Raw genomic sequence first — 26,602 nt, forward strand, 5'->3', positions numbered from 1 at the left:
GCCTGGACTTCGTGCCGACCCTGAGCAGTCACAGCTTCCGGCGCGGTCTATCCACCGCCGCCGCGCGGGAAAAGGTCGACTTTGCGCAGATCAAGCGCCAGGGTGGCTGGAAGCATGACGGGACGGTGCGGGGCTACATCGAGGAAGGACAGCAATTTACGGACAACGCCGCAAACACCTTACTGACCAAAGTCGCCAGGTTGATCCGGGACACCGACTAATGGTGAGTGTGGTCGCGGCTGGCTACGCTGCCCGGAAGCACTCAGAATACGATGAACAGGTATCTGTAGTGGCTCACAAAGCTAATCTGTTGGGCCCGCAATTATCCTGAGCAGTGGGACCACATTGGGTGAGAAAGGGCGCCCGGTTGGGCCCAGATTAGCTACGAACCGACCAACCCCTGACCGTCATACTCGACGGTTCCGCAAGGCAGCTGTTCCCGCACCTGCACCACCTGGTCCGTCGTCCAGTTGAGCGACGCTGCAAGCCGCTTAAGAGTGACAGGACGACCCTGGACCAGCTCACGCAATAGCGCCACATGAAGCGTGGCCTCCGCTTCTCCGGTCAGGCCCAGCCGATTCACGATTTCTCGCATATCATTCACGGGGCCTTGCCTTATCCCGCGCAGCAGGATAGTTGTTTGACATCCTTGGTAAACGTTTGAGCGCACAGCTTCAAACCTTCTACCATCGTCAGGTACGGGAACAGCTCATCGGCAATCTCGTTGACGGTCATGCGGGCGCGTAGCGCCATCACCGCGGTCTGGATCAGTTCGCCGGCCTCACCCGCCACGGATTGCACACCCAGTAACCGCCCGCTTTCACGTTCCGCGACCATTTTAATGAAGCCTCCGGTATCAAAGTTGACCAGGGCCCGTGGCACATTGTCGAGGGTCAGGGTACGGCTGTCGGTGACGTAGCCACTTGCCTCGGCGTCGGCCTCGGATAAACCGACGGTTGCAATCTGTGGCTCGGTAAAGACCACCTCCGGCATGGCGCTGAGATCCAGGCGGGCATCGCCGCCGGTCATATTGATCGCGGCCCGGCTACCACCCGCTGCCGCCACATAAACAAACTGGGGCTGATTGGTACAGTCGCCGGAAGCGTAAATGCCCGGCACCCGGGTCTCGAGTTGCTCATTGACGATAACGGACCCGCGATCAGTCTCGACGCCGATAGACTCCAGGTTCAGCCTGTCTGTGTTCGGTGTGCGTCCCACGGCCACCAGCAGCTGATCGGCCCGCAGTTCCCCGGCGTTCGTGTCGAGCACGAATTCCTCGTTGGTATAACTGATCTGGCTCGCCTGGGTGTCATTCAGAACCTTGACACCCTCGGCTTTGAACGCGGTTTGAATGGCCTCGTCAACAGCCGGGTCCTGCCGGGATAACAGTCGACTGCGCGCCAGGATGGTCACCTCGCTGCCCAGTCGGGCAAACGCCTGTGCCAGCTCCACTGCCACGACGGATGCCCCAATGACAATTAGTCGATCCGGAATGGTGTCACTGGCCAGTGCCGTGGCGGACGTCCAGTACGGCGTATCGGACAGGCCCGGAACCGGGGGGATGGTAGGCCGCGCACCGGTACCAATGAACGCTCTGTCAAAGCGTACCTCGCGTTCCGTACCATCAGGTGTAGTAACCTGCACTGTATTGGCATCGATAAAACGGGCCTCACCCCGCAGGACAGTAATCGCCGAATTGTCGTCGAGAATGCCCTCATACTTGTCGCGACGAAGCTCATCGACCCGGGCCTGTTGCTGGGCCAGCAACCGGGGCCGGTCAATGGTCGGCTCGACTGCCGCAATGCCCTCGTCGAACGGACTGCGGCGGCGCAGATGGGCCACGTGAGCGGCGCGGATCATGATCTTCGAGGGCACGCAGCCGACATTGACGCAAGTGCCACCGATGGTACCACGCTCGATCAGCGTCACTCGGGCTCCGCGTTCCGCCGACTTCAAAGCGGCGGCCATGGCACTGCCACCACTGCCAATCACGGCAATGTGCAGATCGTTATCACTCATAAACACTACTCCTGTTTCGCCCCGGACTGTATCAGTGTGGACGGGTAGCCCGCGTTGGTCGTGGCTTGAGTTATTGCGTCGACAGAGGTTTTGTCATCGTAGAAAGTAACCGTCGCATCACGTTCCTCATAGCGGACCTGGACAGAACTCACCCCATCAACTCTCTTGAGAGCGGCTTTGACGGTAATCGGGCAAGCCGAACAGGTCATTCCGGGAACAGACAGGGTCACCGTCTTTTGCTCCGCCAAGGCAGGCATGCTGAACAGCGTAAACAGTACGGCAGTGATCAGGGACTTTCTCATGGTGTATGGCCTCTCAGTAAAATAACGGTAAGACGAAAGGGAATGCCAACGCGATCAGTACGAGCAACGCGACGATCCAGAAAGTGATCTTGTAAGCGGTGCGCACTTGCGGTACTGCGCAGACCTCGCCCGGCTCGCAATCCTGTGCAGGCCGGTATATCCGACGCCAGGCAAAGACCATCGCCACCAGAGCAGCACCAATAAACCACGGCCGGTAAGGCTCCAGAGCGGCAAGATTGCCGATCCAGGCACCGGAAACACCAAGGGCGATCAGGACCAGGGGGCCAAGACAGCAGGCCGATGCGAGCAATGCTGCGACCCCGCCTGCAATTAATGACCCGCGACCGGATTTGGACTCTGATTTCAACTCTGACATTGCGACGGTTCCTTTCATGACTTTGCTGGCTATCTTCAAAATACTTCCGTAGTCGGCTACGGAGTCAAGCCCCACACTCCTATAAAATGTTCAGCACTCTTGACCCCGTACCGTGGTACGGGCACTAATCTTATTATTCGGATCTACTGGGTGGGAGTTCTGCCATGACAGACATGACCATTGGCAAAGTGGCTGACGTGGTGGGTGTTGGTGTCGAGACGATTCGTTTTTACGAACGCCGCAAGCTCATTGAACAGCCGCCACGTCCCAGGGAAGGTGGCTATCGGATTTACTCGGACGCCACGGTAAGGCGACTGCATTTTATTCGTCGAGCGCAAGAGCTGGGCTTCTCACTGCGTGAGATCGCTGAGCTGCTCGCGTTGCGTGATGCCGAAAGCAACCAGGCAGACGCAAGTGATGTACGCCAGCGGGCGATGGCAAAGCTGCACGACGTAGACCAGAAAATTGAACAGTTACGGCGAATCCGCCAGGGGCTGGCGGCACTTGTGGACTGTTGTCCCGGACAGGGGCCGTTGCAGTGTTGTTCCATATTTGACGCCCTGGAGCAGAATGCGGGGCCTACAGGCGAGCCGATCATAAGTGAGGAGACAGACATGCAGACAATCAGGCTTTCAATCGGCGGCATGCACTGCGGTGGGTGCGAGGAAATTGTTCGTCATGTTCTCGAACAGCAAACCGGCGTCAAGGGGTGTTCCGTCTCCCATGAAAGCGGTGAAGCCCGGGTGGCAGTTGACGAATCAAGGATTTCGGACGAACAACTTGCGGAGGCTGTGCGTGGTGCGGGGTACTCCGCAAACATCATGAACACGACAGAATAACCCCTTGGAATTCTCGGCGGCCTTGCCCTTGGCCGCGAGCCTCGGGTTACTGGCCTTCGTTGAGCCTTGGTCCGCGGGTAGGGGGCCGGGCCGAAAGTTTCGGGAATAAATCCCGGCCCGGTGACGCCTTTGGCTTCACAGATCGTTTTCGACCGGTGCTTTGCTGGCAAGAGGTCTTGCCAGCACATGAGTCCGGCCGAACTTCTTTTAGCCTTTGGAGTTTGTAATATGCGTCCACCGATCCCCCATGCCATCACATCATTCGTCGCCGCAACCCTGCTCAGTGTCAGTGTGCCCGTGAGCGCGGCGGAAAACACCCGCTTTGAGCGCGGCAGCGAGGTGTACAACCAGCAGTGCGCTGCCTGCCATCAGGCTCAGGGTCAAGGCATACCGGGGTCGTTTCCCCCGCAAAAAAACCACACCGCTCAAATGTACAATGCCACTGACGGTATCGGTGGCCGCCGCTATCTGGGGCATGTGCTGCAGTACGGCCTGACCGGCCCCATCAAAGTCGACGGCACAAGCTACAACGGCAACATGCCGGCCTGGGGCGGTGCGCTCACTAACCAGCAAATGGCGGATGTGCTGAATTACGTGCTGACGGCGTTCGGCAATGAAAAGCGGGTTGCTGGTGAGTTTCAGCCCTACACCCCTGAAGAAATCGAAGCGATTGCGGGTAAGGACCTGTCCGGCAAGGATGTTTACCAGCTGCGGCAGACCCTGCTGGGCCAATCGCCTGAGCAGTCGCGGACCAAAGCCACTCCCGTGCGGTCGGCGCCCGAACTAAGCCTGGAAAAGTCCATTCGCGACCCTCTGTATGTGGCGGTCCAGAACAGCGGCATCGTGAAAGTCCTACCCTCAAAGCAGGCCTGGCCCGGCGTCGCGGGCGCTCACTACAATGCCCTGAGTCCTGATGGTTCCCGGCTGATGGTGTCCGGCTTCAAAACCGGCAATGTCTACGTTTTGAATACCGCCAGCGGTGAGGTGATGGCCAGCGTACCGATCGGTGAGGTGGCCCAGGGCGTAAAAATCTCACCGGATGGCCGTTACGGCCTCGCCGTGGCGCCGACCCAAGGCGACGTTGCGGTGATCGATATGAATACCCTTGAACTGGTCAGGAAAATTCCAGTGGGCAAGGTACCCCACAACCTCGTTTACAGCGCCGACGGCACACTCGCCTACGTCACGCTGCAGGGCGAAGGCGCGCTGGCGGTAGTGGATATGCGGGCCCTGGAAAAACAGCGTCAGATCCCCACTCCGGGTCTCAAGACGCCTCACAACATTGACATCAGCGCCAACGGTCAACGGCTATGGCTGCGCGACTTTACCGGCAACGTGGGGGTACTGGACCTGGCTAGCGAAACCATGCTGAAAACTTTTAAAGTGGGTAGTGGCCATGGCGGCATCGACGTGGTGCCTGGCGAGCAATACGTCGCAACCGGTGCGATTTCTGCGTCCGTGGTCACTATAATCGACTCCGAGAGCCTTAAAATTGTCAAAAATGTCGACGTGGGCGTTGGCCCCCACGGCGTTCGGGCAAGCCGCGATGGCCAGTTCATTTACGCGTCGGTCACGGCGGATAACCACATTGCCGTTATTGATACCCAGTCCCTCGAGGTGGTCCGCCGGGAGCCGGTTGGAGGCCAGTTCCCCTTCTGGCTCGCGGTACCGGGCAATCCATAAAAAAGTCGGGAATAAAAGGCGACCCGGTGACGTCCTCCAGTGAAGTGACCATAAATAGGTAGCGGGCAGCCCCATGCGCAGCACCGGAAGCAGGCAGCAATTCGACACACTGGTACGGCCCTGGCGCTACCGCCTGTACGGTGTTGCGCAACGCCAGGCCCCCTCACAGGAAATGGCGGAGGACTGGACCCAGGAGACCTTGCTCCGGGCCTGGCGGGACTTTGACCAACTGGACGATCACGTGGCGGCCTACGCCTGGCTGCTAAGGATTCTCAACCGGGTGGTTGCCGATGACTATCGGCGGGATGGGCGCCGGCAGCAACTGGCTCCGGTGCTGACCACCGGTGACGCGGTGTTGAATGAGTATCCCTGCAGTGCCCCGGGCCCCTTCGATCAGCTCCTGAAAAACCAGAGCGATGCGCAGGTCATGGCTGCGGTTCACGCCCTGCCGGACAGCTTTCAGCAGGTCATTCTGTTGCGGGACTTTGAGGAGCTGAGCTATCAGGATATCGCACAAATTCTGGACCTGGCACCGGGGACGGTCATGAGTCGCCTGTCACGCGCGCGGCGCCTGCTCGTTAAGCGACTGATCAAGGCAAGCCCGAGGTCCCTGGCTGCCAGCCACACAAAATACACATCGGTGAATTCCCATGAGTGATCTCAAAAACACAGACGCCCACGAATGGTCCGACCTGCACGCCGAAATCCAGGATTGGCTGGCGGGCTATGCCGATGGTGAGTTGGATGAGCATCACACCGCCCTGGTCGAGGCCCATCTTGCTGGATGCGAGACCTGCCAACACGATGTTGAACGTCAGCGAATTCTTTCCGAACGACTGCAGATGATACCCACTCCGGGACTGTCCGCCGATTTTGACGGGCGGCTCGATATCGCCCTTGCGAACGCCCCCGTCGGTGGCAAGGGCCCATCCGGTCGTCGCCGCATGACGAATCTGAAACGCTGGCTGAGCAGCCTTCGCCCGTCGGTTGTGATTGGCAGTGGCGGTTGGGCCGTCGCCCTGGTACTGGCAGCGGTACTGCTGATGCCCAGCGTGACGCCGGATAATATCAACAGGATTCCCATGGTCAGTGACGTGCTGAACGATTATCAGCGTGTCGCCCTTGAGGAACTGCCTATCCAGGCCGGCAGCTCGGAAGTGTCTCCGCCATTGCCGTGGGCAAACAGCCGGGTGCTGGCAACCTGGATGACCCGAGTGGGGGGCGAGCCTGCCCAGGCGTACGCCATGCGCCAGGGCAACAGCCTAGTCATCCAGTATCGTATCTCGGAGCGCGTATTCTTCCGGGATCCGGATGTGCGACAGGCGGTGGCCCGAGCCGGCGACTTTCGTACCCGGGCCGATCAGTTGGAGGTGCTCGGGCTACCCATGGAGGACTCGGGATTGCTGGTGGTTGCGCCAGCCGGGAATATGCCGGCGGTAAGCGAAGCCACGACGGGGGCCTCCTGACTTGCTGTCAACGGTGATTATTTGACCATGACCTACTACACTGAATCAAAATCAGGTTTGTCACGAATTCATGGCACCGATGACCACCGTCGGCAAGTGCAGGTCGCGATGTCCTACCCGGTCGGCGCTATGGCGGATCGCCTCGGCCATCTCCCCATGCTGGTCGGCGGGTATGTTCTGGGAACGCTCACGGCCGTTTTGACAGCACTGGCCTTCTGGCTTTCGGTAGACAGCGTGCCGCTGCTCGCCGTCATCTTCTTCGTCGCTGGCTTGTACGTCACTGTCGAGGAAGCGTTGGAGTCCACGGTGACAGCCGAAATGGTGCAGGCCGACACCCTGATGATCAGCTATGGTGCGCTGGGGACGGTCAACGGGACGGCCAAGTTCGTCTCCAGCGCCACGGTCGGTTTGGTGTGGACCGCAGTCTCGCCGACTCTCGGCTTTGGCTTGGCGGCCCTGCTGATGGCGGCCGGGACATTGGCTATGCTCCGCGTCCGTAATGCGTAGCGTACAGAGACACTTACTATGACAATAAAACTGGTTTCGAACGCCAAGCAATGGGCACGAACCATCAAGCGTGACGTACACGCGGTCTGGCTTTCCGCTCGTGATCCCTGCACCCCGTGGTTCGCAAAGGCGCTTGCGGTGGTTGTCGCGGCCTATGCTGTCTCGCCCATCGACTTGATCCCCGACTTCATTCCCGTGCTCGGCTACGTGGATGACATCATCATCGTGCCGCTCGGAATCATGCTGGTCGTGAGGCTTATCCCGCCAGAGGTAATAAGCGAGCACCGAGAAACCGCCGCCAAAGCCACCGAGCGTCCGGTAAGCCGCATGGCAGCGGGGGTATTTATCACCCTATGGATCGTCTGTGCAGCCCTTCTAAGCGCCATCTACTTGTGATTAATTATAAACACCGGGAGGGCGAGTTGTACTTGGCGGATGACGCTGGCCACTGCCCAATTCTGGGGGCCGCGCACGCTCTCCAAGAATTTACCCCGGAGAACATCATCCAGGCCAGCACATACAATGGTGACCGCATAATTGTTGCTCACCTTCGTCCTCCGTTACCCAGCATTGAAGTGTGAGCCATGATAAATTATCCGAGTGTCATACATGACGCTATTGCGCATCTCATTTGAGATACGGTCAAGCTGTGGCCATTAGAAAATGGGTATCCGGATTAATTGGTTGACGATCCCTGTAGGCCCACCGATATCTTAATTTTCCCAGAAGGTTGATAGATCGACACCGAAGTTCTTCTCGGGCTCGGGTAGACCCATGCCGTAGGTCATGGTGGCCTTGCCCAGGAAGGGGGATTCCTTGGTCTGCGGCACCTTCTTCTTGTGCTTGGTGGTGTAGAGCATCCGGGCCCGCATCACCTCGAATGAGTAGCCCCGGCCATCGCGGTTCTTGTCCTTGGCCAGCCGGTTGATCGACTCCGTGAAGGCATTGGTGACTGGGATGTCGTCAATCCAGGCAGCCAGCGCCTGCTCAGCATCTCGCCGGCTGGCACAGTCCCAGATGTGGTAGAACCGCTCCTTGTGCTCGTAGGCTGCCAGGAGCTGGGGGAAGGCCCCCATTCAGGTTTCCATGATGAGACGTTCGCGGTCGGAGACGTCGTGAGCCCGCTTCAGCAAGGTCTTCCGGTCACCCTTGAGGGTTCGGCGTTGGTTGGCCTTCAGCTCCTTCCTGAGCCCCTTGCGGACCTTCTCCAGGGCTTCGTTGGCCATACGCACAACATGGAACTTATCGACCACGATGCGGGCCTGTGGCAGCGCCGCCTGGACGGCACGGCGATATGGCTTCCACATGTCCATGCTGACGATCTCGATCTTGTCGCGCTCGGTCATGCTCATGAGCCGCTTCGTCACTGCCTCCTGCTGACGACCGGGCAGCAGGTCTAACAAGGTACGCTCCTCCAGGTTGGTCAGGATGCAGAGGTAGCGGCGGTTCAGGTACAGCTCGTCGATACCTAGGTAGCGGGGTGTCTCGAAGCGGTGCGCACTTGCGGTACCTCGCAGACTTCGCCAGGTTGCCGATCCAGGCACCGGAACCCCCCAGGGCGATCAGGGCCAAGGTGCCCAGACAGCAGGCCGACGCGAGCAGGCTGCAACCCCGCCTGCGATTAACGACTCGCGACCGGATTGTGACTCGGAATTCAACTCTGATATTGCAATTACACCTTCTACGGCCTTGTTCGATAGGTTAAGCTTGAGGCCGTAGTCAACTACGGAGTCAAGGCAAATGCCGGATGAAATGAACTCATTGACCATCGGGGGGCTGGCTAAGGCGGCGAACGTCTCAGTTGAGACCATCCGCTACTACCAGCGACGTGGGTTAATACCTGAGCCCCAGCGTCCTCTCGGGGGTATTCGACGCTACGGTCCCAGCGATATCGGCAGGTTGAGCTTTGTGAAAACATCGCAGCAGTTAGGCTTCAGTCTCGATGAGGTCAGCGACCTGCTCCGACTCGAAGACGGCACCCACTGCCAGGAAGCCAGCACTCTCGCGGAGCGCAAGTTGCACGACGTACGTGGGAAGATCGAAAAGCTACAGCAAATTGAGGTTTTACTGAGCGCCATGGTTGATCGGTGCTGCGCCCAAGAGGGCAATATCTCGTGCCCCTTAATTGCGTCATTACATGAAGGGGTTGGGCGAAAATTTTGTACCTACCCTAGCCAGAGTGGGCCCCCTGCCAAACCTCAGTGACAAAGGGCAACCCCGCAGGCCCTCAGAATGTCCAGTGTGACCAGCAGAGTACGGCGGGGAAGTTTTTGGGCAACAGCCCCAAACAGAGGTGCTATTAGGGCGTAGGCAATCATCTTCAGGGCCAGCGCAATGCCGAGCACCTGGCCCGCACTGCCGCCCGTCAGTCATGGGCCAGCGGCGCCAGCGCCACCGTCGTTAGCCCGGTCCCTGCCAGAGCGATTAGCTGGGCACTAGAAAGGCGTTGGTAGGTGTGAATGATCAGTGGGGGGGGAAAGATGCTCAATGGCCATAGCTCGAATCAGTCTGCGGTGTGGTGTAACGATTCAATAAATCGGGGAACCGGCGATCGATGACCGAATAATCCCGTAACGTAAAGCGAGCGTGGCGTTCACAAAATAACGGGCGGTTCCTTTGGTCTTGACGAATTGCTGCCTACTATAAGCAATGCCCCCCTCAAGAGCGAAAGTACTGTGGGCTAATGCCTTTCACTGGAACCCCATAGCGAAGGACTGCGTATGAGTAGCCTCCATGAAACCGCCTATCCGCGATTGAAGGCGGTGGTCTCGGATCAAGAACTGGCAGAAATTTATACACCCTCTACCCAGGAACGATCCTTTGCCCGAAAGCACGGTCGAACTCCGGCTGCTCGTGGCGCCCTACTCATTCTCCTGAAAACAGTGCAGCGTCTGGGCTACTTTGTCCATCTCAAAGCCGTTCCCCAATCCATTACAACGCACATTCTGGCGTGCGACGACCTTTCACATCTCGCATTGAGCCAGCTCAGGGTCTACGACCGCAATGGCGGCGCCCGTCAGCGGATGCTGGAGACGGTTCGTCAACAGGTGGGCATCAAGGCGTTCACCGTTGAAGGCAAGGCAATTGTACGGGAACTAGCGCGTGAAGCGGCCACCACCAAGCAGGACCTGGCGGACATCATCAATGTGGTGATTGAAGAGCTGGTGCGCCAGCGTTTTGAGTTACCGGGTTTTTCAACGTTGCAACGGACCGCGCGTCAGGCTCGCAGCACGGTCAATACCGGTTACTTTCGGACGCTCAATGTGGGTTTGACAGCGCATCAAAAAAACGAATTTGACCAGTTGCTGCAAGTGCCGGATGATTCCCCTCATACCAGTTGGCATAAGTTGAAACAGGAACCCAAAAAGCCGACCAATACGGAAGTGAAGAAGTATCTTCAGCACCTGGAATGGCTTCAGGGCTGGTGTCAACGATTGCCCGCTGTTGATCACATTCCAGCCGCCAAGTATCACCACTTCATACTGGAAGCACGAGCGCTTGGCGCGGCCAACATCAAGGCTATGCAAAGCACCAAACGCTATGCCTTGATGATTCTGTTGGTCCATGCCCAATTGCGTCGCGCAATGGACGATGCCGTCGACATCTTTGTCCGCAAGATGCGCAACATCAAGACTAAGGCGGAAGCCAACCTGAACCAGTATCATCTGGATCACATGAAACGGATGGACAAACTGGTCGCTCAACTGCGTGACGTGCTGACCGCCGTTCAGGAAGCGCCGACGGATTCCGAGCGAGGTGCCCGAGTGGCGGCTGCCATCCAGAGCGACCCTGATGAATTACTGGCCGAGTGTGAGGAACACATGGCCTATGCTGGCAATAACTTCATCCCGTTTATGCTGCAACCCTATCGCCCGTTACGCCCCCTGCTATTCAATTGCCTTGAACTACTGGATCTGACGGCAACCAGCCACGATCAATCCTTGATTGAGGCGATTGCGACTCTGAAAAAGCACCGGCACAGCCGCAAGGAATGCCTTGTGCTCAGCACTCAACCCGTCGACGTGTCCTGGCTACCGGAGCGTTGGCGCCGTCTCATATTGGGGTCCGGGTCAAGCCAGCTACTGCCCGGTATGGTCTACCGGAAGTATTTCGAGCTGGGCGTACTAACGCAGGTGAAGCGTGAACTGATTTCCGGCGATCTCGCGGTCGCGAATAGCGACCAGTACAGCGACTACCGCGATCAGCTCGTGGATTGGAGTGTCTATGATGCCCAAATAGCGGACTACAGTGCGATGGTTGATATCGCATCCGACCCAGCCGCTTTTGTGGCGCAGGCCCGCTCACGCTTGAGCGAAACGGCGGACCGCATTGACCGTAACTTCCCGGAGAATGAATACGCCGTCTTCAATGGTGAAGAGCTGGTGATCCGGAAGCACCGTCGCACAGCGCCTCCCGATGGGCTGGCCGAAATTGACAAACAGTTATCCCAGAATTTGCCCGAAAAGAATATTCTCGACATCCTGGTGGAAGCCGAAAAATGGCTGGGGCTCCACAAACGCTTTGGACCACTTTCCGGTTTTGAGAGCAAGCTGGAAGACCCACGTACCCGCTTTGTTTCGACCTTGTTTTGCTATGGCTGCAATCTCGGGCCAACTCAGACCGCCCGATCCATCACGACACTTAATCGCCGGCAGGTGTCCTGGCTCAACCTGCGGCACGTCACCGAAGAGCGCTTGGAGCAGGCCATTGTGCAGGTTATCAATGCCTACAACCGCTACCGGCTGCCGCGACACTGGGGAACTGGCCAGCGGGCTGCCGCCGATGGCACAAAATGGAATCTGTACGAACAGAATCTGCTATCGGAATACCACATACGGTACGGTGGCTACGGCGGGGTGGGCTACTACCACGTCTCCGACAAATACATCGCGCTGTTCAGCCACTTCATCCCTTGCGGCGTTTATGAGGCCATTTACATCCTTGACGGGCTGATCAAAAACGATTCCGATATCCAGCCTGACACCTTGCATGGCGATACTCAGGCGCAAAGTGCGCCCGTCTTCGGGTTGGCTTACCTGCTGGGTATCAACCTGATGCCCCGCATCCGGAATCTGAAGCAGCTGGTGTTCTACAAGCCTGACAAACGCCAACGGTATGAGCACATCAATGCCTTGTTCAGCGAAACCATTAACTGGCAACTGATCGAAACCCATGTGCCCGACATGCTCCGGGTGGCGCTATCGATAAAGGCAGGGAAAATAGCACCGTCCACGGTATTGCGACGTTTAGGTACCGCAAGCCTCAAGAATAAACTCTACTTTGCTTTCCGGGAACTGGGGCGGGTAGTTCGGACAACCTTTCTTCTGGACTACATTGGCAGCGTGGAGTTGCGGCGAACCATTCATGCGGAGACGAACAAAACGGAGGAGTTCAACCAGTTCGTAAAATGGCTATTTTTCGGCGGCGAGGGGGTGATCGCCGAGAATATCCGCCACGAGCAACGGAAGGTGATCAAATATAACCACTTGGTGGCCAACCTGGTCATTCTTCACAATGTGGAGTCGATGACGTTAACCCTTAAAGATCTCAAGGATCGCGGCCATCATATTGATCACGATATTCTCAAAGGATTGGCCCCATACCGCACGGACCATATCAACCGATTTGGCGATTATACGCTTGATTTTGAACGGCAGGTTTCACCCATGAGCTACAACGCCAAAATAATTTAAATACAATAGGTTAAGGCACATTTTGGAGGATTTCGTCAGAATCGTTGCCGACCCTCGGGTGGCCGCATCTGTTCAGCGCTCTCGATTGCTCGGAAAGGCCAGCTGGCGATGCAGCTTCTGGATGATCTAGCCCTAAAGAAGATCAAATTCGATGACGCACTGCTTGAGCAGGCTGACTCGGGTGATGATGAAGCATCAAACTTTGATACGGATGCTCATATTCACATCCCAGCTCTTGCGGCCGTTGCTGAGGAGCTGATCACCCTACTGGGGGGTGAAGTTGTCCCTACGCTAGAGGATGCCACTGAAAAAGCTGTTCAGGCATCTAAAGCAGCCTGAAACCTACCCATACATATCCTGCGTTTGACCTGGCTCCGTCCAGGCGTTTTTATGCGCCATATAGAGCATTTTATACTATTTGCCGTATCAGTTTATGTGGTTTATCATGTTTCGCATGCGTAACTTGGCAAGGATCGCCACTGTTTGCAAAAGGACATTCTCAACCTGTCTTTTCCAGGTCGGCTACCGGAAACACCATGACCAAAATAATCAGTTTCTCCAATCAGAAAGGCGGGGTCGGAAAATCGACCATTTGTCTTCAAACAGTCTTCTACCTCGTGGAGGCGGGCTATCGCGTACTAGCAGTTGACTTCGACCCGCAGGGCAACACCTCTAGCCGGTTGAGCCAGAGCGATGAGGCAACCTATACAGGCACTCCCTCAGTCAGGCTGTTCGATGAGAACATGCATGAAATCAAGCCGATGAAATGCGTGCGAGGAATGGATCTGATCTGGACCACCAAGAACGATCCTGAGCTGTCCGAGATTGAGTCCCTACCGCTGAACTGTGTTGTGAACCCGATCACAAACCTGAAGGCTAGCGGCATACTGGACAACTACGATTATGTGCTGGTCGACTGTCCCCCTAGTCTGGGCCGTAAGCTGGTAGCTGCACTTACTATGTCTACCCATGTCATTTGTCCAGTACAAGTGAGCGGATTTGCATTGGATGGCGTAGAGGGTCTGCTGAACACGATCATAAGCGTTCAGGAGGAGCTGAATCCCGAGCTGGAAAATACCGGGATGGTGATCAATAACCTCAAGCGTGGCTTCGAGGAGGACATGATCACACGAGATGAGCTTCGCAAGGCAGTGCCGGATCTGGTCTACAAGTCTGAGATTGGCGTTCGAGGCCAACTCGACGTGGCCAACCTCAACGGCGTACCCGTTTGGAGCATAAAAAAGACATCGGCACGAGAGGCAGGGAAAGAAATCCGTGCAGTGATCGAAGAACTCATGGAAAAGGTGGGCTGACATGGCATTAGGAAAACTAGACAACCTACAGAGCCTTTCACGCCGCTCAAAAGGCGCCAAGGAAGTATTGGTGCTGGATACAGCAGAAGTGGTGCCGAAGGATGGCCAGGTCCGCGAGAAATTCGCCGGCATTGAGGAGCTAGCCGACTCAATTAAGTCGCATGGTCAGGAACAGCCGATCATCGTATCTCCTAAAGATGCCAACGGTAAGTATCGGATTCAGAAAGGTGAGCGTCGTTGGCGTGCCTGTAAACAGGCTGGCGTACCGGTTGAGGCGATCGTCAATAAAAAAGACCAGAACGAGCTGGACGAGACAGCCGGCGAGCTGATCGAGAACATCCAGCGAGAGAACCTGACTCCGATGGAGATTGCCAAGGGGATTCAGAAGTTCATTGATGGTGGGTGGAAGGCCGTTGATGTGGCTAAGCGTCTAGGCAAGTCGCGTGGTTACATCTCGCAGCACCTATCGCTGCTCAAGCTCCCGGAATGCGTGCAGAAGCTCTACGAGGAAGATGTTACGTCTGACCCAGAATCGTTGAACTCGCTCAGGCAGATATATCAGATTGCGCCTGAGATTGCAGAACGCATTTGTGAAAAGGCTTTGATAGACGGGATTAGCCGGAAGGCCTGCCGTGAGCTGCTGAAACAGGCGAAGGATGGCACCCTGCCTGAAGATCCTGGAACAGCGCCCATGGAGCCTCAGGTGCCAGCTCTAGGGTCGCAGGATGGCCAACCACCACTTAGCGGATTCGACTCAACCCCCTCTGCCGGAGAGACTGCCAAGGGTGACACTACTGATGACGGCCGGCCTGAAATACCACCTCAGATTTCCGAGGGAGAGGGCTCCTTTCCTGGTAAGGGGGATGTTGCACAGAAAGAGCCACCGACACCCAAACCGGCCACTAAAATCGAGCAACCCCAGCCCAAGAAGGCGGCTGTCGTCGAACTTGAAACACCTGCGCCAGTAATGGCAAAGGAGCCCACCCGGGCTCGTATCGTGGTAAGCGTGACCGTGAAGGGCGCACTACGTAGCGGCTTGCTACAGACTGATCGTATCGATCGCGAGACTGGCTATTGCTGGGTTCGGCTAGATGATGATGAAAAAGACACACTGAGGGTAAGGGTCTCTGACGTTCAGCTACTTGGTGTCGAGGGTGAGGACTGACCTCTATGCCGAGCCTATCGCGTGACACACAGCGAAAATACGACATCATCCGTGCTATTGACCACATGGATCGCCCAAGCCTTCAGGACATCTCTGAGGCTACGGGCATCCCGGCTGGCACGGTTAAACGGCAGCTGACTTCGATCCGGGAAGAGTTTAAGGTAAAAATCCTCTTTATTCGTGACCCTAGCTCACCTGAAGGTGCAATGGGCTATTACGCACTCGAAGGCTGGGGAATCTTGGACCCAAACTCCTTTCGAGTGCATTTTGGAGACAGCACTTCCTAGCCAACTGACACCCGGGGAGCATATAGCTCCCCGAATTTTTTCAAACCAGCCCCACCTTTCTGTGCCAGTCAACACGGAGTCATCAGCAGTGACTGAATCCGATAAACCCCCACGGAGTCTCATCAAGCAACCTGCTTCAATTGGTCATGAAGATGTAGTTAAAGAGCTTGCCACTTTGAAGGTCGAACTGGATAGATACGCACGTAAGACAATTGGGCAACCGTTGCTTAATGACATAGGGGACAATGATCGAGGAACCTGCGCACTACACCCAGATTCATTAATGGCAGTGCTGATACCTTTTTTAAACTGGGAAGACCAGAATGGACAGGCTTATCGAGCCTTTGTAGATCCGAAACATGTCCTTGGGGCAAGCATCAAAGGGCTTCCTGAGAACGTGCCAGCAGAGGAGGTGGTGAAAAGAATCGAGCGCTACGCGACCTACTTTGGCTCAAGGGATAACGCCTTATATATCTGGTACAAGCCACTTGGGCTATTCATTGCTCATGAGGGAAAACACAGGGTCGCTTTTATGCGATCGCATGATCAACCGGCTATAGCAGCGTGGGTTCAGGAAGCTGGTTATCCGGCCCCATCTCGAATTACGATAATTGAGCCCAGCGATGATCGTGACGAATGGTTAGCAATGCTCGATGGTCGCTACATCCAGGTTCTGCGGCGTCCGAACCTTGCTCGGAAAATACTTGATGCTTACGGCGTATCGACAGAGAGGTGGCAGAATATAGAGCATCTACCTGAAGAAGAGATGGTGCGATTGGCGATTTATGAGCGCCGGCTTCATCGACCAGCCAGAACACGGAAGGAAAGGGATAGAACTCTTGACCTGCAGGCTCTTCTCGCTCGAAAGGCCAGGGACAGTCAGGAGCAATATTTTCATTGTCATGATCTCGAAATATATCGTCTTGACTGGAAGCGCAATATTGCAGTCATGTGTTTCCTGCTATTTGCAGGTTTACTGCTGTTAACGTTTGATCATGAGTGGCCGATCAAAGCAGGGATTGGCTTGGTGGGTGTAACCTCTGGCATGATGCTGAGCCAGGAACTGATGAGATTCAAAGGCCCGCGAAAGCTAAAATCATGAATGAACGAGACCGAAACTACCTTAAAAGGCTCCGCTACGGCTGATGACGACCAACCATACCGCAAATTTGTAGCCTACTAACCCGCAGGAAAGCCTCTTAAGGAGCGAAAGTGCTTGCAGAAAACATAAAAATTGGCAATCGTCGGGTATGGATGCACAAAGCTATCAACCACCCTGACTTTGTATCGGAGAGTGTACTCACAAGAGACCCATGGAGCTTCGTAGAGCTTTGGCTTAAGCGACAGAATAAGAGTGAGGCACTATCCTTCTGGTCACAGGCACGAAGGTTTCATGAAGCCGCTAAGTATATGGATGTTGAGGCCTCGCCACTATCCCTTTATTACTCATTCCTGAACGCAACCAAAGCTCTCCTTGTGGTTCGAGGCGCCACGCATGCAGAGAATCATGGTGTTACCGGAGATAGGCCAGCGAAAGCCAAGGCTAGCTTGGCGAACGAAGCCATAACTTTTAAGTCTGGCGGTATCTTGCCTGCTTTGTGTACGTACCTCGGGGAAAGCACCGTCACACACGCCACCGAAAAGTATAACCTCAAGGACTTGCTCTGGAATGTCCCTTTTGTGCATAGAGCATTCTTGCATACTTTCAGGGCAGCCCCCGAGCTCTTCATTCCGTTAGAAAGTGCTTGCTACGTAAAACATCCTGATCCCAAGGCTCGTGAATGCTGGTTCCAAGCTGAAGTGTCGCCCAGGTATGCAGATGGGCGGATGCTCAGAAATATCCCTCACTCTTTTGAATGGTTCACTGAGGAGGGAAAAACATATATTCGCCGAAAAAAGCGCTTCAACTGGTGGCGAGGTAAAGCCCCACAGGCTGAAAAACTACTGGCCCAAAAACGGCTAGGCACATATCACAGCAAGACCCGTCGAATCATAGTTCCTATCTCTGGGAATCGCGACCTGTGGTACATCAAGCGGAATCTGAGCAGTAATCCGCCATCTGAGCGCCACGGTCTTACCATTATATTTGCTGCGATGCATCGGCTGAGCGAACTAGCCCGTTACGATCCTAATGGCCTAGAAAGACACCTCTACGGCTCATCGAACTGGCTAATCACGGAGTTCATGACAAATTCAGCGGATCAATTCATTGATCAGATGGCGTCGGAAATTACAGGGTTCCAGTTTTGGCGACCAGCCATACGAACCCCATGAGAACTCATGTCAAGGTACGATATGAATAGCCGACAAGCTGATTGACTGAGCTGGCTACTGTGGTCCCTCTAAGGCTGACGTCAACCCTGCCCAGGTACTATACAGCGCGTTTTCATAACATTCTTGCTCAAGGCTACGCGCCAGCACGTCACTGGCGACAAGATCCAATTGGGTCTGAAGGCTTGCCACTGGAATAACTATCTCCGTGGTTTCCCATAGCTTCTTCTGTGTGCTGCGAGAATCAACTCGGTAGCGGGACCAGTGCGGTGAAGCCTCCACAGAGCTGATGGTTTCAACTAGCTGTGCCAAGCACTCTGGAGGAATTTTCTCATCGGCTAGCTTGGCTGCCTTTTTCAGGCTATTCAGAATTTTCCGCAGGTCATGCTCATCATTTAGCGAACGGCGATGCCGATTTGTAATCGTAATAGCCTGCCCAGGTTTGATCTGATTCCGACATTCAATAATCTCAAAACACCACTGTAGTAGCCTTTTAAGAATCAACTCCGCAGCGTGACGCTGAAGATAAAAAGCTGGTAATCCTATCTCATCGAAGCTACCACGTGCCTGCCCTTGCTCAACGAGCAAAGAGGCTGCAGTCAGATAGGCCCCCACATAAGATGGCTGGCGCCAAAACCCACCCATGCGAGCGATGCCATTCTCGAAATCACTTTCCGCTTGGCTGGGGTTCTTCCCACCAACGAAAACATCTCGAAGGTCGGTCGCAGGGTGACGGGAGTAGAGAGGTCCGGTGCTCCATAAACCGCTTACTTCTCTCTGACCAGTCATTTGCTGACCCCTTCCTGATGAATTAGGCAGTAGTTGCCGCGCATGGCTACCCATCGATCTGGGGTTGCTACAAGATGGCCACCATGGACTGGGTTCCGGCATTGCCGCCCCTTTGTGGTCAGCTCGGCACACTGCGCCATGTACCCGGCTGCTTGCCAGGCGAGGTAGTCTCCCCGGGTAATACCATAGACACTGGCAAAAGCTGCAGCCGGATCGCACCAGAACACCTCGAGCTGACCTGGCGTTAGCGTCACGGTTACCTTTCCAGCTGGGCCATCGTGGCTGGTGTTGAACGTTATGTCACTGTTAGCAAGGCGTTGGATGACACCTATGACTTGGGGTGAAGCCCTGTTCTGTTGTGTCATATCCCTTTCATCGCCTCCTCCAGGCGCCTTTCCGCACTTCGGTCATAGCGTTGTGTGGTGACTAGGTTGGTATGGCCTAAAGCGTATTGCACGGTGAGAACGTCGACCCCTCTATCCAGCAAATTCGTAGCGAAGGTGCGACGAAAGTCGTGCGGTGCGCATTCCTTTATGCCCGCCTGAGCAGCCCTTTCTTTAATGATGAAGTACACAGCCTGGTCAGTAATTCGAAGATCAGTAATCACACCATGGCGGCGCACTCGAGGGAACAGAGGGCCGACATCCCGACCCAACCGGGTTTGCCATGCCGCGACCTTCAGGAACGTTTCATTGGGCAGAAAGACGAGGCGCTCCTTGTTCCCTTTGCCCAAAATCCTGATCGATTGCCGGCCGCGGTCAATCATCTCGAGGTCTATGGATACACTCTCCGATCGACGCAGCCCCGTGTTGACCAGTAAGTGGAGTAGCACGGCATCCCGCTCCCCTTTGGGAGTCTCGTCTGTTTCGCATGCGGAACAAAGGGCTTGGATCGCCACATCATCTAGGTGTACGCCCTTCGGCAACCTCGAGCCTCTGACAGACTTGAGATCGCTTATCTGATGATGACTCTCACTGTCCATGCGACCGGCGACCCAAGCCTCACGCGCCACACCCTTCATCGCAGACAATGCTGTATTGATGGTCGCTGGCGCCTTGCCCAGCTCACTCATCATTTCGATGATCGAGCGCACATGTTCGCGCCGGATCAGATGCCACGGACAACTCTTAATGTCATGACCGCCGCTAAGGTGTGCAACTTGCTGAAGGTGCGATCGCATCGTCACCCGGCTTCTGCGGGAATCGAGCCCCATGAGATAAGAGAGCGCCGGGTTTCCTTTCGCCTCTGCCAAGGTATTTGATGCTACAGCAAGGCTACCAGTGCCGGACGGAGGAATAATCGTCAGTGAATCAGCCATTCCCGGCGCTCCCTTCCTTCTAAACCGGCAACGTGTTGCTGCAAATAATCAGCCTGGTCAGCAGAACACGCAACTATATCGAGCAAATCCCCGCCTGCATGCAACAGCTCGTGAAAATCTGATGAGCCTGGTGACGACTCGACGTAGACTCGCTGGCGACGCAGCCCGCCCGGGAGCGTTAAGCTCAAGTGCTCAAGAACAGCGTCGGCGTCCTCTATGACGCTAACAATATCGCCCGTATCGCGGACGATGGCCATGAAGTCGTTGGTAGTGATAACCACATATCCTGCTCGAGGTGGCATAATCAAGTGATCGAACATCCAATTGCTCTCTTATGGTTGTGATTCTTTCCCTTGGTCAGGGCTAGTATCGGCCTTGCGGCTGAGCCGCATCCTGGCACCAATAGGCGAAAACTTCTTCCTGGTGACCGGTACATGGTGATAATCCCTTGAACTCCCCAGCTTCGACGCCCAACCTAGTGAACCAGCCGCCCGAATCCCGGTAAAAGATCCGTCGTTTGCCGAGACCACCTAAATCAGCTGCGATTCGACTGATGACCCGCTGAGCATCATTGATGACCATTCGTGGGCCATCCTAGTCTATGATCAGTACGAGGGTGTCGGTGACGACCGCAATTTTGTAGATTGCTTTCAAATTCATTCAGCAGAGCGTTATTCACGTGACTCTCATACAGCCTACTAGGGTTCACGGCCCTTCTCTACTTTCTTAAATAACTATTTTAATAAGTAGAGAAATAAAGCGCCAGTTCAATTGCAATTTTGAGTGTGAAAATAGCATCACTCGAAAGCGGAAAATATTATCTTAACACACTGTTTTATAAGTATTCTTACAACCAAAATGCCATTTTCAACAAGCCTGTACGCAAAATCTAGCCTATTGGCAGGGTCAACGCCCGTGGATTTTGCGAAATAAAGGGTATTTTTTGGGCAAAGCACCTCCATGGAGAGAATTTTTTGCGATAGCTTATCGGTCACTGTCAACGGTCGCATATCGTTGACATACAGCCGCGTTAGCTACAAAATGTGCTTTGCACACTTTTACATTGCCTTGTCTGGAAGCACATGTCTATATTGCTTGAATACCAACAGCTGCAGGAGCAATCGGAGTCTCTTCGTGAGCAACTAATATCGGTTGAGAATCGAAGAGTCGAGAAGATTTCAAGCGTGAAAGTGCTTTTTTAATCGCTTAAAAACGTTAATAGTTGATTATAATAGAACAGCCTTGGACGTTATTAAATTGGTTAATGCTGAAAAAGGCGTAAGCGAGTCTCCGGCTCGACGTAAAAAGCGAAAGATAAAGGTATACCGCAATCCTTATGATAGGGAGATTGTCGAAATAAGAGGCGGCAATCATAAAACCCTGAGGGCATGGAAGGATCTGCACGGTGCCGAGGTCGTTGATTCTTGGCTTGTCGAAGAGAAATAGCAGGTTATTACTGTAGGCTGACAGAGGTTAGAGATGGCCAGCGATAGCAATAAAGACAAGGACATACAAGCTGTTTCGGTTAATAAGCCGCCTCAGCTTGACCTATTCAGCCTGAGCGATAGCCGGGACAAAAATTATAGCAATAGCATCGACATTTACGATGCATTGCCTAAATATTCTCTGGAGAAGCGTCGTCGATTCACAGACCTTAACAGCGCGGTAAGAGAGCGCGAATGCCGTATAGGCGAACGCGTTATAAAGGTTAAAGTTAAGCCAGCTATTATCGAGAATAGCAATGGTAAACATGAGCTAGTTTACCCTGGTGAGCGTGAAGAGATTATAGAAGACGCTTTAAGAAAACTGGCGGTTAATGGCGGAAGCGTCATGATCGATGGTAAAGTCGGTGTGCTTTTTACTTTCTACGAGTTGCGTGCTGAGTTACGCCGGAATAAACATGAGTTCAAACTCAGCGAGATAAAAGAGGCTATTCTTGTTTGCCGTGGCGCACAGCTTGAAACGGTCACAAATGATAATGAAACTGTTATTTCTTCTAGCTTTTTTCCTATGGTCGGCCTAACCACGCGAAAAGATATTCAGATGCGCGAAGGCGATACTAAATGCTACGTACAGTTTAACCCTTTAGTAACTGAGAGCATTCTTAAACAAACTTTCCGGCTATATGACTATAGCACTTCGATGGCGATTAAGAGTCCTCTTGCCCGGTACATGCATAAGCGAATGAGCCACTACTGGAGCCAGGCATCAGCCAATGATCCCTATACTCCACACCTCGTTCCTTACCTGTCAGGCAGCCCTCGCGGCCTCTCAGATCGCATGGGCAGTAATGTGCGAGCCATGAAGATTGCCCTTGACGTACTCGTTGAGCATGAGGTTATAGCTAGTTATAAAGCGAAGCGAATCACGGAAGGAAAAAAACTTGTTGATATATATTACGCGATTTATCCAACAGATAAATTTGTTAAAACCGTTAAACGTGCAAATTACAAAAGTAACTCAATACGGTTAAAGAAAGACTTACATTCTATTCGCGAAACATCTCTTTAAAATATTATTCCCTTATTTGCTCTTTGCGAATTCTGATTCATTGAATGCATGTAGATCGCATTTACTGCGTAGGGGGGATGTTGCACACATGGATGACTCGGCGCCCCTTCAAGCCCTCAGCCAGCGTGGATCGGAACCCTGGTGCTGTGCTGCAGAAACTATTGAGGCACGGCAGTATCAGTTCTCATAGCAAGCCAAGCGTGAGTCATCTTTGGGGGGAATGTTGCACAGATGGCCGCTTCCAGACCTCCTCGATCACACCGCCCAATGAGCGTGGCCAACGTCAAGCCACCCTAATAAAGCACACTGCCATCACCACAGTAGGCGTTCAAGAGTGCAGCTCGTGGGGCAAACGTAGGTGGGAACGTTGCACCATTAGCTGCCGCGACAGGCCTCTAATGCTCGGCCAGCGTGCTCAAAAGCGTCATACCTTCCCTGGCTGGGGATTGTTGATCAGTAACAATCTGATGATAGAGAAGCCAAGCTACTGAATTGATCAGCTTAAAATGGTAACGGTATAAATGTGCTCTAATAACAGTCAACGTATCCACATTTACTGTGGGTAAGCCTGTGGAAAAGTACCGTTCTATAGGTGGGAATGTTGCACGGTTTCGGTGGGGACACTGCACAGGTTGTTTTCTGACCAGCGATTTAGTCCCCTATAGTAGGTGGGTATATTGCACAGTTGATGTAAAGCGGATCGAATTGGCCATGTCAACCTATCATTCTTAAATCTTGCAGGTGGGAATGTTGCACAGATGGTGCCTAAATGAGCCAAAATGTGGACAAAAAGACGTTTTCTGTGGACATCAGGAGGATAACTTTGAGCCCCAGGTGGGGATGTTGCACAGCAAGCGGTGGGAATGTTGCATAGCAAGCGGTGGGGACGTTGCATCGGTTTTTGAAAGATAATGCATACTTTTCAGTGGTTTGATGCTTCTTTACTCGCTCGTAACCCTGTTTTAACCCAGCCTTAACCCTTTAACCTTTTTATATTAACCAGCCTTTCCTAACACCCCCCAAGCCACCGAGTTTCTTTGTGGGCCATTAGAAGAGCAGTATCAACATCACAGCAGGTTTAACAATTAAAGGATAGCCCATAAAAAAGCCTCACCAGCTGGAATGCTGGTGAGGCCATGAAAACGGCATAACCGTTGAAGTTATATCAGCCCCCTCTCTGCAAAGCTGACATGCTCGGTGCCAGCCACAATAATGTGGTCTATCACCTTTACGTCGATCACATCCAAAGCCTCTTGCAGCTTCTTCGTAATCTGACGATCAGCATCACTCTCTTGAGGACTACCGCTAGGATGGTTGTGACACAACAATACGGCGGAAGCATTCTGAAGTGGCTATAGTTTCCCGGACACACAGAGGCAGGTAATATCTCCTGCTTATAGAGGTGTGTCATGACTCAGAAGAAAACCAATTCTTATACCGACGAATTCAGAGAAGGTGCCGTCAAACTGGCGATAGAATCGAATCAGCCAGTTGCCCAGTCCGCCCGGGAACTGGGGGTGAACGTCAATACACTGCATACCTGGATCAATAAATTTCACGGCGAACCACCGCCAGGCTCCGGTAAGCAGGTAAATGACGTGCATCTGTATGAGGAGCTAAAACAGCTGCGTCGTGAAAATGCCCGACTCAAGGAGGAGCGGGAACTGTTAAAAAAGGCGGCAGCCTTCTTCGCCAAAGAATCACGCTGAAATACACCTTTATCATGCACCATCAGAGCGAATTCAGCATCGCTCTGATGTGTCGGGTGTTTGACGTTTCCCGAAGCGGTTATTACGAGTGGCAATTACGGCCGCCCAGCTTGAGAAACCAGCGAGATGAAGCGTTGAAGGCCAACATTCATAAACACCATCAAGCCAGCCGAGCGACGTATGGGACGCGACGTCTCCAGCAGAAGCTGTCTGAAGAGAATGAATCAGTCAGTCGGCGTCGCATTGGCCGATTAATGCAGGAGGAAGGCTTGGCGTGCAAAACAAGGCGCAAGTTCAGGGCAACAACGAACTCGAAACATGATAAACCCGTTGCTCCCAACCTGCTGGATCGACACTTCACCACGGAGAAGCCCGATCAGGCTTATGTGGGGGATATCACCTACATACCGACGCGGGAGGGGTGGCTTTACCTAGCGGTGTTTATCGACTTGTATTCGCGCGCTGTCGTAGGTTGGTCAATGGATAGTCGCATGCCGACCTCGCTGGTCAATGATGCGCTTACCATGGCGATTTGGAAGCGTAGGCCTAAGGCCGGATTACTGGTTCATAGCGACCGCGGCAGCCAGTATGCATCGGACAACTTCCAGCAGCTGCTGACGCAACATGGTTATCGGTGCAGTATGAGTCGTAAGGGAAATTGCTGGGATAATGCCCCGTCAGAAAGCTTCTTCCACACGCTAAAGACGGAACTTGTTCACCATGAAGACTTCAAGACGCGGGCTGAAGCGAAGCAAGTCATCTTCGAGTATATCGAAGTGTTTTATAACCGGGTGCGGCTGCACTCCAGCAATGGCTATATGAGTCCAGTGGACTATGAGTCAGCGCTACCAGTAGCTGCTTAAAAATATGTCCGGAAGACTGTTGCCACATCATTCGTTTCAATCGCACTTCTAACCACTTCCCTAGGATAGACAGCCGCCTTATCCACGGTGCCTCTAAAAAGCTCCTCATGCTTGATGACTTGATGTTGCGAGTTCAGCCACGTCACTGAGAACACTTCGTAAGGCAGTTCCGCATACTTGAGCGTCAGATAATCAACCGCTATCCAAGGAGCCGTTATCTTTGCACCCTCACTCTCAAGCTGACCATAGAACCGTGCTTCGATGATGTTCAGTGCCTCTGAGATAACAGCATCTTCACGCTCTTTACGCTGCTCTGTGATCTCTACGGTTCCCTTTCCAGGGAAACTATAAACTTTGGCCGCCTCACTAACTGCGAACATATCCAACTGGTTGGTGTGCTTCATCATTCTCTCCTCTCTCATTCCCGCTGCCGGGTCTCGATTAGAGTTAGGGAAAGCACTGACCCTGACCCCCCACCGGCTGTCACCTAGCGCCCTATCCCTTCTTGAGACCTGCACTACTGCAGGAATGAGAGAGGAGATAGATCATGAGCAAACGTGCAATCGATGGTATCCGCGAAGCACTCATACAAGGTTTGATGGAAGGCACAGCCCCCTGGCAGAAGCCTTGGAAACCAGGCGACAAAGATGTGAGCCAGCCCTATAACGCCTCTTCAGGGCGTTCTTACACTGGCTGGTCAAATATCATCAGTCTCTGGATTGCTTCATATAAAAACGGCTACACCAGCCCTGCCTGGGTGACTTTCAAGCAAGCGAAGGATCTCGGCACTCACCCCCGCAAGGGCGAAAAGGGCACTCCCGTGGAATTTTGGAAATTCCACAAAAAGCGCGAGAAGAAGGAGAACGGCACAACGGAGGAGAAAATCATCCCCGTGAACCGTATCTTTTATGTGTTTAACGAGGAGCAGCTGGCGGACCCATTGACAGAGGCTGCAAAGCCACCTGTCTTAGAAGCTCAACCTGAGCCCGTGCAGTTCGTTGCACGGCTGATTGAAGCATCGGGCATCCCTTTAAGCTGGGGCGGTGACAAGGCCTACTACAGGCCCTCTACGGATGGCATACGCCTGCCCCGTCCTGAACAGTTCCATGAGGTTAGTGAAATTGCGGCCACCGGCCTGCATGAGCTGATCCATGCTACTGGTGCTCCCTCGCGCCTCAACCGGGACAAGAGCGATCGCGCTCGAGAGGAAGTAGTGGCAGAAGCTGGCGCCTGGCTTGCAGCCATGCGCTTTGGTCTCCCTGCTACCCCCGAAAACTCGGCGTCCTACCTCACTGGATGGGCTTCACGGCTCAAAGGTGACCAGGCCAAAGAGATCGACCGTGCTCTGGCTGATGCGCAGAAGGCGGTCAACTTCATCGAGCAAATGGCACAACAGTGCGGTTTGATCGACGGAGAAGAAGACTCAACTGCAGCAACCGCGGCAGCTTGATTTTTTTCTTTACCATTCAACAGCCTCCCCCTCGGGAGGCT

General features: G+C 54.1%; 29 protein-coding genes and 4 pseudogenes. 20 read left to right on the top strand and 13 right to left on the bottom strand.

What is annotated here, in order from left to right:
• On the top strand, positions 1-221 hold a 221-nt coding region (locus CXF87_RS08955; RefSeq protein ID WP_442906349.1), incomplete at its 5' end, for a hypothetical protein.
• 161 nt (positions 222-382) lie between these two features.
• On the opposite strand, the gene CXF87_RS08960 is transcribed toward CXF87_RS08955, so the two are convergent.
• The 4 genes from CXF87_RS08960 to merT are packed head-to-tail and all read right to left on the bottom strand — an operon-like array spanning position 383 to position 2,697.
• The gene (locus CXF87_RS08960) at positions 383-595 is read right to left on the bottom strand and encodes a hypothetical protein (RefSeq protein WP_223305241.1); all 213 of its coding nucleotides are present in this window, start codon (positions 593-595) and stop codon (positions 383-385) included.
• 20 nt (positions 596-615) lie between these two features.
• Positions 616-2,019 (bottom strand): mercury(II) reductase, encoded by a 1,404-nt coding sequence (gene merA, locus CXF87_RS08965; protein WP_085682210.1) that lies wholly within the window; start codon positions 2,017-2,019, stop codon positions 616-618.
• A gap of 5 nt (positions 2,020-2,024) precedes the next feature.
• Positions 2,025-2,321 (bottom strand): mercury resistance system periplasmic binding protein MerP, encoded by a 297-nt coding sequence (gene merP, locus CXF87_RS08970; RefSeq protein ID WP_085682209.1) that lies wholly within the window; start codon positions 2,319-2,321, stop codon positions 2,025-2,027.
• A 13-nt stretch (positions 2,322-2,334) separates the two neighbouring features.
• Positions 2,335-2,697 (bottom strand): mercuric ion transporter MerT, encoded by a 363-nt coding sequence (gene merT, locus CXF87_RS08975; RefSeq protein WP_085682208.1) that lies wholly within the window; start codon positions 2,695-2,697, stop codon positions 2,335-2,337.
• Positions 2,698-2,861: 164 nt separating this feature from the next.
• On the opposite strand from merT, the gene CXF87_RS08980 reads away from it, so the two are divergent.
• The 7 genes and pseudogenes from CXF87_RS08980 (at position 2,862) to CXF87_RS09005 (ending at position 7,588) form a co-directional block, all read left to right on the top strand.
• A complete protein-coding gene (locus tag CXF87_RS08980) occupies positions 2,862-3,536 on the top strand; it encodes a MerR family transcriptional regulator (protein ID WP_198556035.1) in 675 nt (224 codons plus the stop codon).
• Positions 3,537-3,764: 228 nt separating this feature from the next.
• Positions 3,765-5,219, top strand: a complete 1,455-nt coding sequence (locus CXF87_RS08985; protein ID WP_101146398.1) for a cytochrome D1 domain-containing protein — start codon at positions 3,765-3,767, stop codon at positions 5,217-5,219.
• A gap of 73 nt (positions 5,220-5,292) precedes the next feature.
• Positions 5,293-5,877 carry an RNA polymerase sigma factor gene (locus CXF87_RS08990; protein WP_085682206.1) on the top strand — a complete coding sequence of 195 codons (585 nt, stop codon included), beginning with the start codon at positions 5,293-5,295 and terminating at the stop codon, positions 5,875-5,877.
• A pseudogene (locus tag CXF87_RS22380) lies at positions 5,870-6,007 on the top strand (zf-HC2 domain-containing protein); the annotation flags it as partial. The gene CXF87_RS08990 and the pseudogene CXF87_RS22380, both read left to right, overlap by 8 nt.
• Positions 6,008-6,163: 156 nt before the next feature.
• Complete coding sequence (locus tag CXF87_RS21925; protein ID WP_232774823.1) at positions 6,164-6,685, top strand: hypothetical protein; 522 nt, start codon at positions 6,164-6,166, stop codon at positions 6,683-6,685.
• 27 nt (positions 6,686-6,712) lie between these two features.
• The gene (locus tag CXF87_RS09000; protein ID WP_198556036.1) at positions 6,713-7,192 is read left to right on the top strand and encodes a hypothetical protein; all 480 of its coding nucleotides are present in this window, start codon (positions 6,713-6,715) and stop codon (positions 7,190-7,192) included.
• Between the two features lie 18 nt (positions 7,193-7,210).
• Positions 7,211-7,588 (top strand): YkvA family protein, encoded by a 378-nt coding sequence (locus CXF87_RS09005; protein ID WP_101146399.1) that lies wholly within the window; start codon positions 7,211-7,213, stop codon positions 7,586-7,588.
• Here the strand turns inward: CXF87_RS09005 and CXF87_RS21570 are convergent.
• Together CXF87_RS21570 and CXF87_RS09010 are read right to left on the bottom strand one after the other, a co-directional pair.
• Positions 7,579-7,740 carry a hypothetical protein gene (locus CXF87_RS21570; protein ID WP_157826481.1) on the bottom strand — a complete coding sequence of 54 codons (162 nt, stop codon included), beginning with the start codon at positions 7,738-7,740 and terminating at the stop codon, positions 7,579-7,581. The two genes, CXF87_RS09005 and CXF87_RS21570, sit on opposite strands and share 10 nt — an antisense overlap.
• A gap of 165 nt (positions 7,741-7,905) precedes the next feature.
• Positions 7,906-8,688: pseudogene (locus CXF87_RS09010) on the bottom strand (ISL3 family transposase); the annotation flags it as partial.
• A 244-nt stretch (positions 8,689-8,932) separates the two neighbouring features.
• Between CXF87_RS09010 and merR the strand changes: the two are divergent.
• Positions 8,933-9,397, top strand: a complete 465-nt coding sequence (gene merR, locus CXF87_RS09020; protein ID WP_063091985.1) for an Hg(II)-responsive transcriptional regulator — start codon at positions 8,933-8,935, stop codon at positions 9,395-9,397.
• Between the two features lie 160 nt (positions 9,398-9,557).
• Here merR and CXF87_RS22385 read toward each other — a convergent pair whose 3' ends face one another.
• Positions 9,558-9,680, bottom strand: coding sequence for a hypothetical protein (locus tag CXF87_RS22385; protein ID WP_422822249.1), 123 nt, complete (start codon positions 9,678-9,680; stop codon positions 9,558-9,560).
• 232 nt (positions 9,681-9,912) lie between these two features.
• Between CXF87_RS22385 and CXF87_RS09030 the strand changes: the two genes are divergently transcribed.
• From CXF87_RS09030 to CXF87_RS09065, 7 genes are all read left to right on the top strand, one after another.
• Positions 9,913-12,885 carry a Tn3 family transposase gene (locus tag CXF87_RS09030; RefSeq protein WP_101146400.1) on the top strand — a complete coding sequence of 991 codons (2,973 nt, stop codon included), beginning with the start codon at positions 9,913-9,915 and terminating at the stop codon, positions 12,883-12,885.
• Between the two features lie 66 nt (positions 12,886-12,951).
• Positions 12,952-13,224 carry a recombination-associated protein RdgC gene (rdgC, locus tag CXF87_RS09040; RefSeq protein ID WP_101146401.1) on the top strand — a complete coding sequence of 91 codons (273 nt, stop codon included), beginning with the start codon at positions 12,952-12,954 and terminating at the stop codon, positions 13,222-13,224.
• A 197-nt stretch (positions 13,225-13,421) separates the two neighbouring features.
• Positions 13,422-14,198, top strand: a complete 777-nt coding sequence (locus CXF87_RS09045) for a ParA family protein (RefSeq protein ID WP_035557937.1) — start codon at positions 13,422-13,424, stop codon at positions 14,196-14,198.
• 1 nt (position 14,199) lies between these two features.
• A complete protein-coding gene (locus CXF87_RS09050) occupies positions 14,200-15,363 on the top strand; it encodes a ParB/RepB/Spo0J family partition protein (protein WP_101146402.1) in 1,164 nt (387 codons plus the stop codon).
• Positions 15,364-15,368: 5 nt separating this feature from the next.
• Positions 15,369-15,650, top strand: coding sequence for a helix-turn-helix domain-containing protein (locus tag CXF87_RS09055; protein ID WP_008958302.1), 282 nt, complete (start codon positions 15,369-15,371; stop codon positions 15,648-15,650).
• Between the two features lie 88 nt (positions 15,651-15,738).
• Positions 15,739-16,752 carry a hypothetical protein gene (locus CXF87_RS09060; RefSeq protein WP_101146403.1) on the top strand — a complete coding sequence of 338 codons (1,014 nt, stop codon included), beginning with the start codon at positions 15,739-15,741 and terminating at the stop codon, positions 16,750-16,752.
• 110 nt (positions 16,753-16,862) lie between these two features.
• Positions 16,863-17,924, top strand: coding sequence for a YaaC family protein (locus CXF87_RS09065; RefSeq protein WP_101146404.1), 1,062 nt, complete (start codon positions 16,863-16,865; stop codon positions 17,922-17,924).
• A gap of 54 nt (positions 17,925-17,978) precedes the next feature.
• On the opposite strand, the gene CXF87_RS09070 is transcribed toward CXF87_RS09065, so the two are convergent.
• The 4 genes from CXF87_RS09070 to CXF87_RS09085 are packed head-to-tail and all read right to left on the bottom strand — an operon-like array spanning position 17,979 to position 20,348.
• On the bottom strand, positions 17,979-18,710 hold the full coding sequence (locus CXF87_RS09070; protein ID WP_101146405.1) for a hypothetical protein: 732 nt from the start codon (positions 18,708-18,710) through the stop codon (positions 17,979-17,981).
• The gene (locus tag CXF87_RS09075; RefSeq protein ID WP_101146406.1) at positions 18,707-19,075 is read right to left on the bottom strand and encodes a hypothetical protein; all 369 of its coding nucleotides are present in this window, start codon (positions 19,073-19,075) and stop codon (positions 18,707-18,709) included. The genes CXF87_RS09070 and CXF87_RS09075 overlap by 4 nt, the downstream gene beginning before the upstream one ends.
• On the bottom strand, positions 19,072-20,028 hold the full coding sequence (locus CXF87_RS09080; protein WP_101146407.1) for a tyrosine-type recombinase/integrase: 957 nt from the start codon (positions 20,026-20,028) through the stop codon (positions 19,072-19,074). Before CXF87_RS09080 ends, CXF87_RS09075 begins: the two co-directional genes overlap by 4 nt.
• Entirely contained in the window at positions 20,013-20,348 is a 336-nt protein-coding gene (locus tag CXF87_RS09085; protein WP_101146408.1) for a hypothetical protein, read from the bottom strand. Before CXF87_RS09085 ends, CXF87_RS09080 begins: the two co-directional genes overlap by 16 nt.
• A gap of 886 nt (positions 20,349-21,234) precedes the next feature.
• On the opposite strand from CXF87_RS09085, the pseudogene CXF87_RS22390 reads away from it, so the two are divergent.
• Together CXF87_RS22390 and CXF87_RS09100 are read left to right on the top strand one after the other, a co-directional pair.
• Positions 21,235-21,474 (top strand): annotated as a pseudogene (locus CXF87_RS22390) (histone-like nucleoid-structuring protein, MvaT/MvaU family); the annotation flags it as partial.
• A 33-nt stretch (positions 21,475-21,507) separates the two neighbouring features.
• Positions 21,508-22,539, top strand: coding sequence for a plasmid replication protein (locus tag CXF87_RS09100; protein WP_101146411.1), 1,032 nt, complete (start codon positions 21,508-21,510; stop codon positions 22,537-22,539).
• 1,160 nt (positions 22,540-23,699) lie between these two features.
• Here the strand turns inward: CXF87_RS09100 and CXF87_RS09105 are convergent.
• A pseudogene (locus tag CXF87_RS09105) lies at positions 23,700-23,873 on the bottom strand (JAB domain-containing protein); the annotation flags it as partial.
• Positions 23,874-23,948: 75 nt separating this feature from the next.
• Here CXF87_RS09105 and CXF87_RS09110 point away from each other — a divergent pair.
• Positions 23,949-25,111 (top strand): IS3 family transposase gene (locus CXF87_RS09110; RefSeq protein ID WP_157826482.1). Its coding sequence is split into 2 segments (ribosomal slippage): positions 23,949-24,222 and positions 24,222-25,111, totalling 1,164 coding nucleotides; the frame shifts between segments, so codons are not numbered across the junction.
• Here CXF87_RS09110 and CXF87_RS09115 read toward each other — a convergent pair.
• On the bottom strand, positions 25,108-25,515 hold the full coding sequence (locus CXF87_RS09115; RefSeq protein WP_232774836.1) for a JAB domain-containing protein: 408 nt from the start codon (positions 25,513-25,515) through the stop codon (positions 25,108-25,110). The two genes, CXF87_RS09110 and CXF87_RS09115, sit on opposite strands and share 4 nt — an antisense overlap.
• 143 nt (positions 25,516-25,658) lie before the next feature.
• Here CXF87_RS09115 and CXF87_RS09120 point away from each other — a divergent pair, with 143 nt between their 5' ends.
• On the top strand, positions 25,659-26,561 hold the full coding sequence (locus tag CXF87_RS09120; RefSeq protein WP_101146414.1) for an ArdC family protein: 903 nt from the start codon (positions 25,659-25,661) through the stop codon (positions 26,559-26,561).
• The last annotated feature ends 41 nt before the right edge of the window (positions 26,562-26,602 follow it).

Source organism: Halomonas sp. MES3-P3E (assembly GCF_002836035.1).
GTDB classification, from domain to species: Bacteria; Pseudomonadota; Gammaproteobacteria; order Pseudomonadales; family Halomonadaceae; genus Vreelandella; species Vreelandella arctica.

What these genes read in the sequence shown, in the direction of transcription:
- CXF87_RS09115 (WP_232774836.1), bottom strand. Translation starts at nt 25,515, where the DNA reads ATGAAGCACACCAACCAGTTGGATATGTTCGCAGTTAGTGAGGCGGCC.
- merT (WP_085682208.1), bottom strand. Translation starts at nt 2,697, where the DNA reads ATGTCAGAGTTGAAATCAGAGTCCAAATCCGGTCGCGGGTCATTAATT.
- CXF87_RS09045 (WP_035557937.1), top strand. Translation starts at nt 13,422, where the DNA reads ATGACCAAAATAATCAGTTTCTCCAATCAGAAAGGCGGGGTCGGAAAA.
- merP (WP_085682209.1), bottom strand. Translation starts at nt 2,321, where the DNA reads ATGAGAAAGTCCCTGATCACTGCCGTACTGTTTACGCTGTTCAGCATG.
- CXF87_RS08980 (WP_198556035.1), top strand. Translation starts at nt 2,862, where the DNA reads ATGACAGACATGACCATTGGCAAAGTGGCTGACGTGGTGGGTGTTGGT.
- CXF87_RS08985 (WP_101146398.1), top strand. Translation starts at nt 3,765, where the DNA reads ATGCGTCCACCGATCCCCCATGCCATCACATCATTCGTCGCCGCAACC.
- merR (WP_063091985.1), top strand. Translation starts at nt 8,933, where the DNA reads ATGCCGGATGAAATGAACTCATTGACCATCGGGGGGCTGGCTAAGGCG.
- CXF87_RS08960 (WP_223305241.1), bottom strand. Translation starts at nt 595, where the DNA reads ATGCGAGAAATCGTGAATCGGCTGGGCCTGACCGGAGAAGCGGAGGCC.
- merA (WP_085682210.1), bottom strand. Translation starts at nt 2,019, where the DNA reads ATGAGTGATAACGATCTGCACATTGCCGTGATTGGCAGTGGTGGCAGT.
- CXF87_RS21925 (WP_232774823.1), top strand. Translation starts at nt 6,164, where the DNA reads ATGACGAATCTGAAACGCTGGCTGAGCAGCCTTCGCCCGTCGGTTGTG.
- CXF87_RS09050 (WP_101146402.1), top strand. Translation starts at nt 14,200, where the DNA reads ATGGCATTAGGAAAACTAGACAACCTACAGAGCCTTTCACGCCGCTCA.
- CXF87_RS08990 (WP_085682206.1), top strand. Translation starts at nt 5,293, where the DNA reads ATGCGCAGCACCGGAAGCAGGCAGCAATTCGACACACTGGTACGGCCC.
- CXF87_RS09005 (WP_101146399.1), top strand. Translation starts at nt 7,211, where the DNA reads ATGACAATAAAACTGGTTTCGAACGCCAAGCAATGGGCACGAACCATC.
- CXF87_RS09070 (WP_101146405.1), bottom strand. Translation starts at nt 18,710, where the DNA reads ATGACTGGTCAGAGAGAAGTAAGCGGTTTATGGAGCACCGGACCTCTC.
- CXF87_RS09075 (WP_101146406.1), bottom strand. Translation starts at nt 19,075, where the DNA reads ATGACACAACAGAACAGGGCTTCACCCCAAGTCATAGGTGTCATCCAA.
- CXF87_RS09000 (WP_198556036.1), top strand. Translation starts at nt 6,713, where the DNA reads ATGACCTACTACACTGAATCAAAATCAGGTTTGTCACGAATTCATGGC.
- CXF87_RS09080 (WP_101146407.1), bottom strand. Translation starts at nt 20,028, where the DNA reads ATGGCTGATTCACTGACGATTATTCCTCCGTCCGGCACTGGTAGCCTT.
- CXF87_RS09055 (WP_008958302.1), top strand. Translation starts at nt 15,369, where the DNA reads ATGCCGAGCCTATCGCGTGACACACAGCGAAAATACGACATCATCCGT.
- CXF87_RS09100 (WP_101146411.1), top strand. Translation starts at nt 21,508, where the DNA reads ATGGCCAGCGATAGCAATAAAGACAAGGACATACAAGCTGTTTCGGTT.
- CXF87_RS09030 (WP_101146400.1), top strand. Translation starts at nt 9,913, where the DNA reads ATGAGTAGCCTCCATGAAACCGCCTATCCGCGATTGAAGGCGGTGGTC.
- CXF87_RS09120 (WP_101146414.1), top strand. Translation starts at nt 25,659, where the DNA reads ATGAGCAAACGTGCAATCGATGGTATCCGCGAAGCACTCATACAAGGT.
- CXF87_RS09085 (WP_101146408.1), bottom strand. Translation starts at nt 20,348, where the DNA reads ATGTTCGATCACTTGATTATGCCACCTCGAGCAGGATATGTGGTTATC.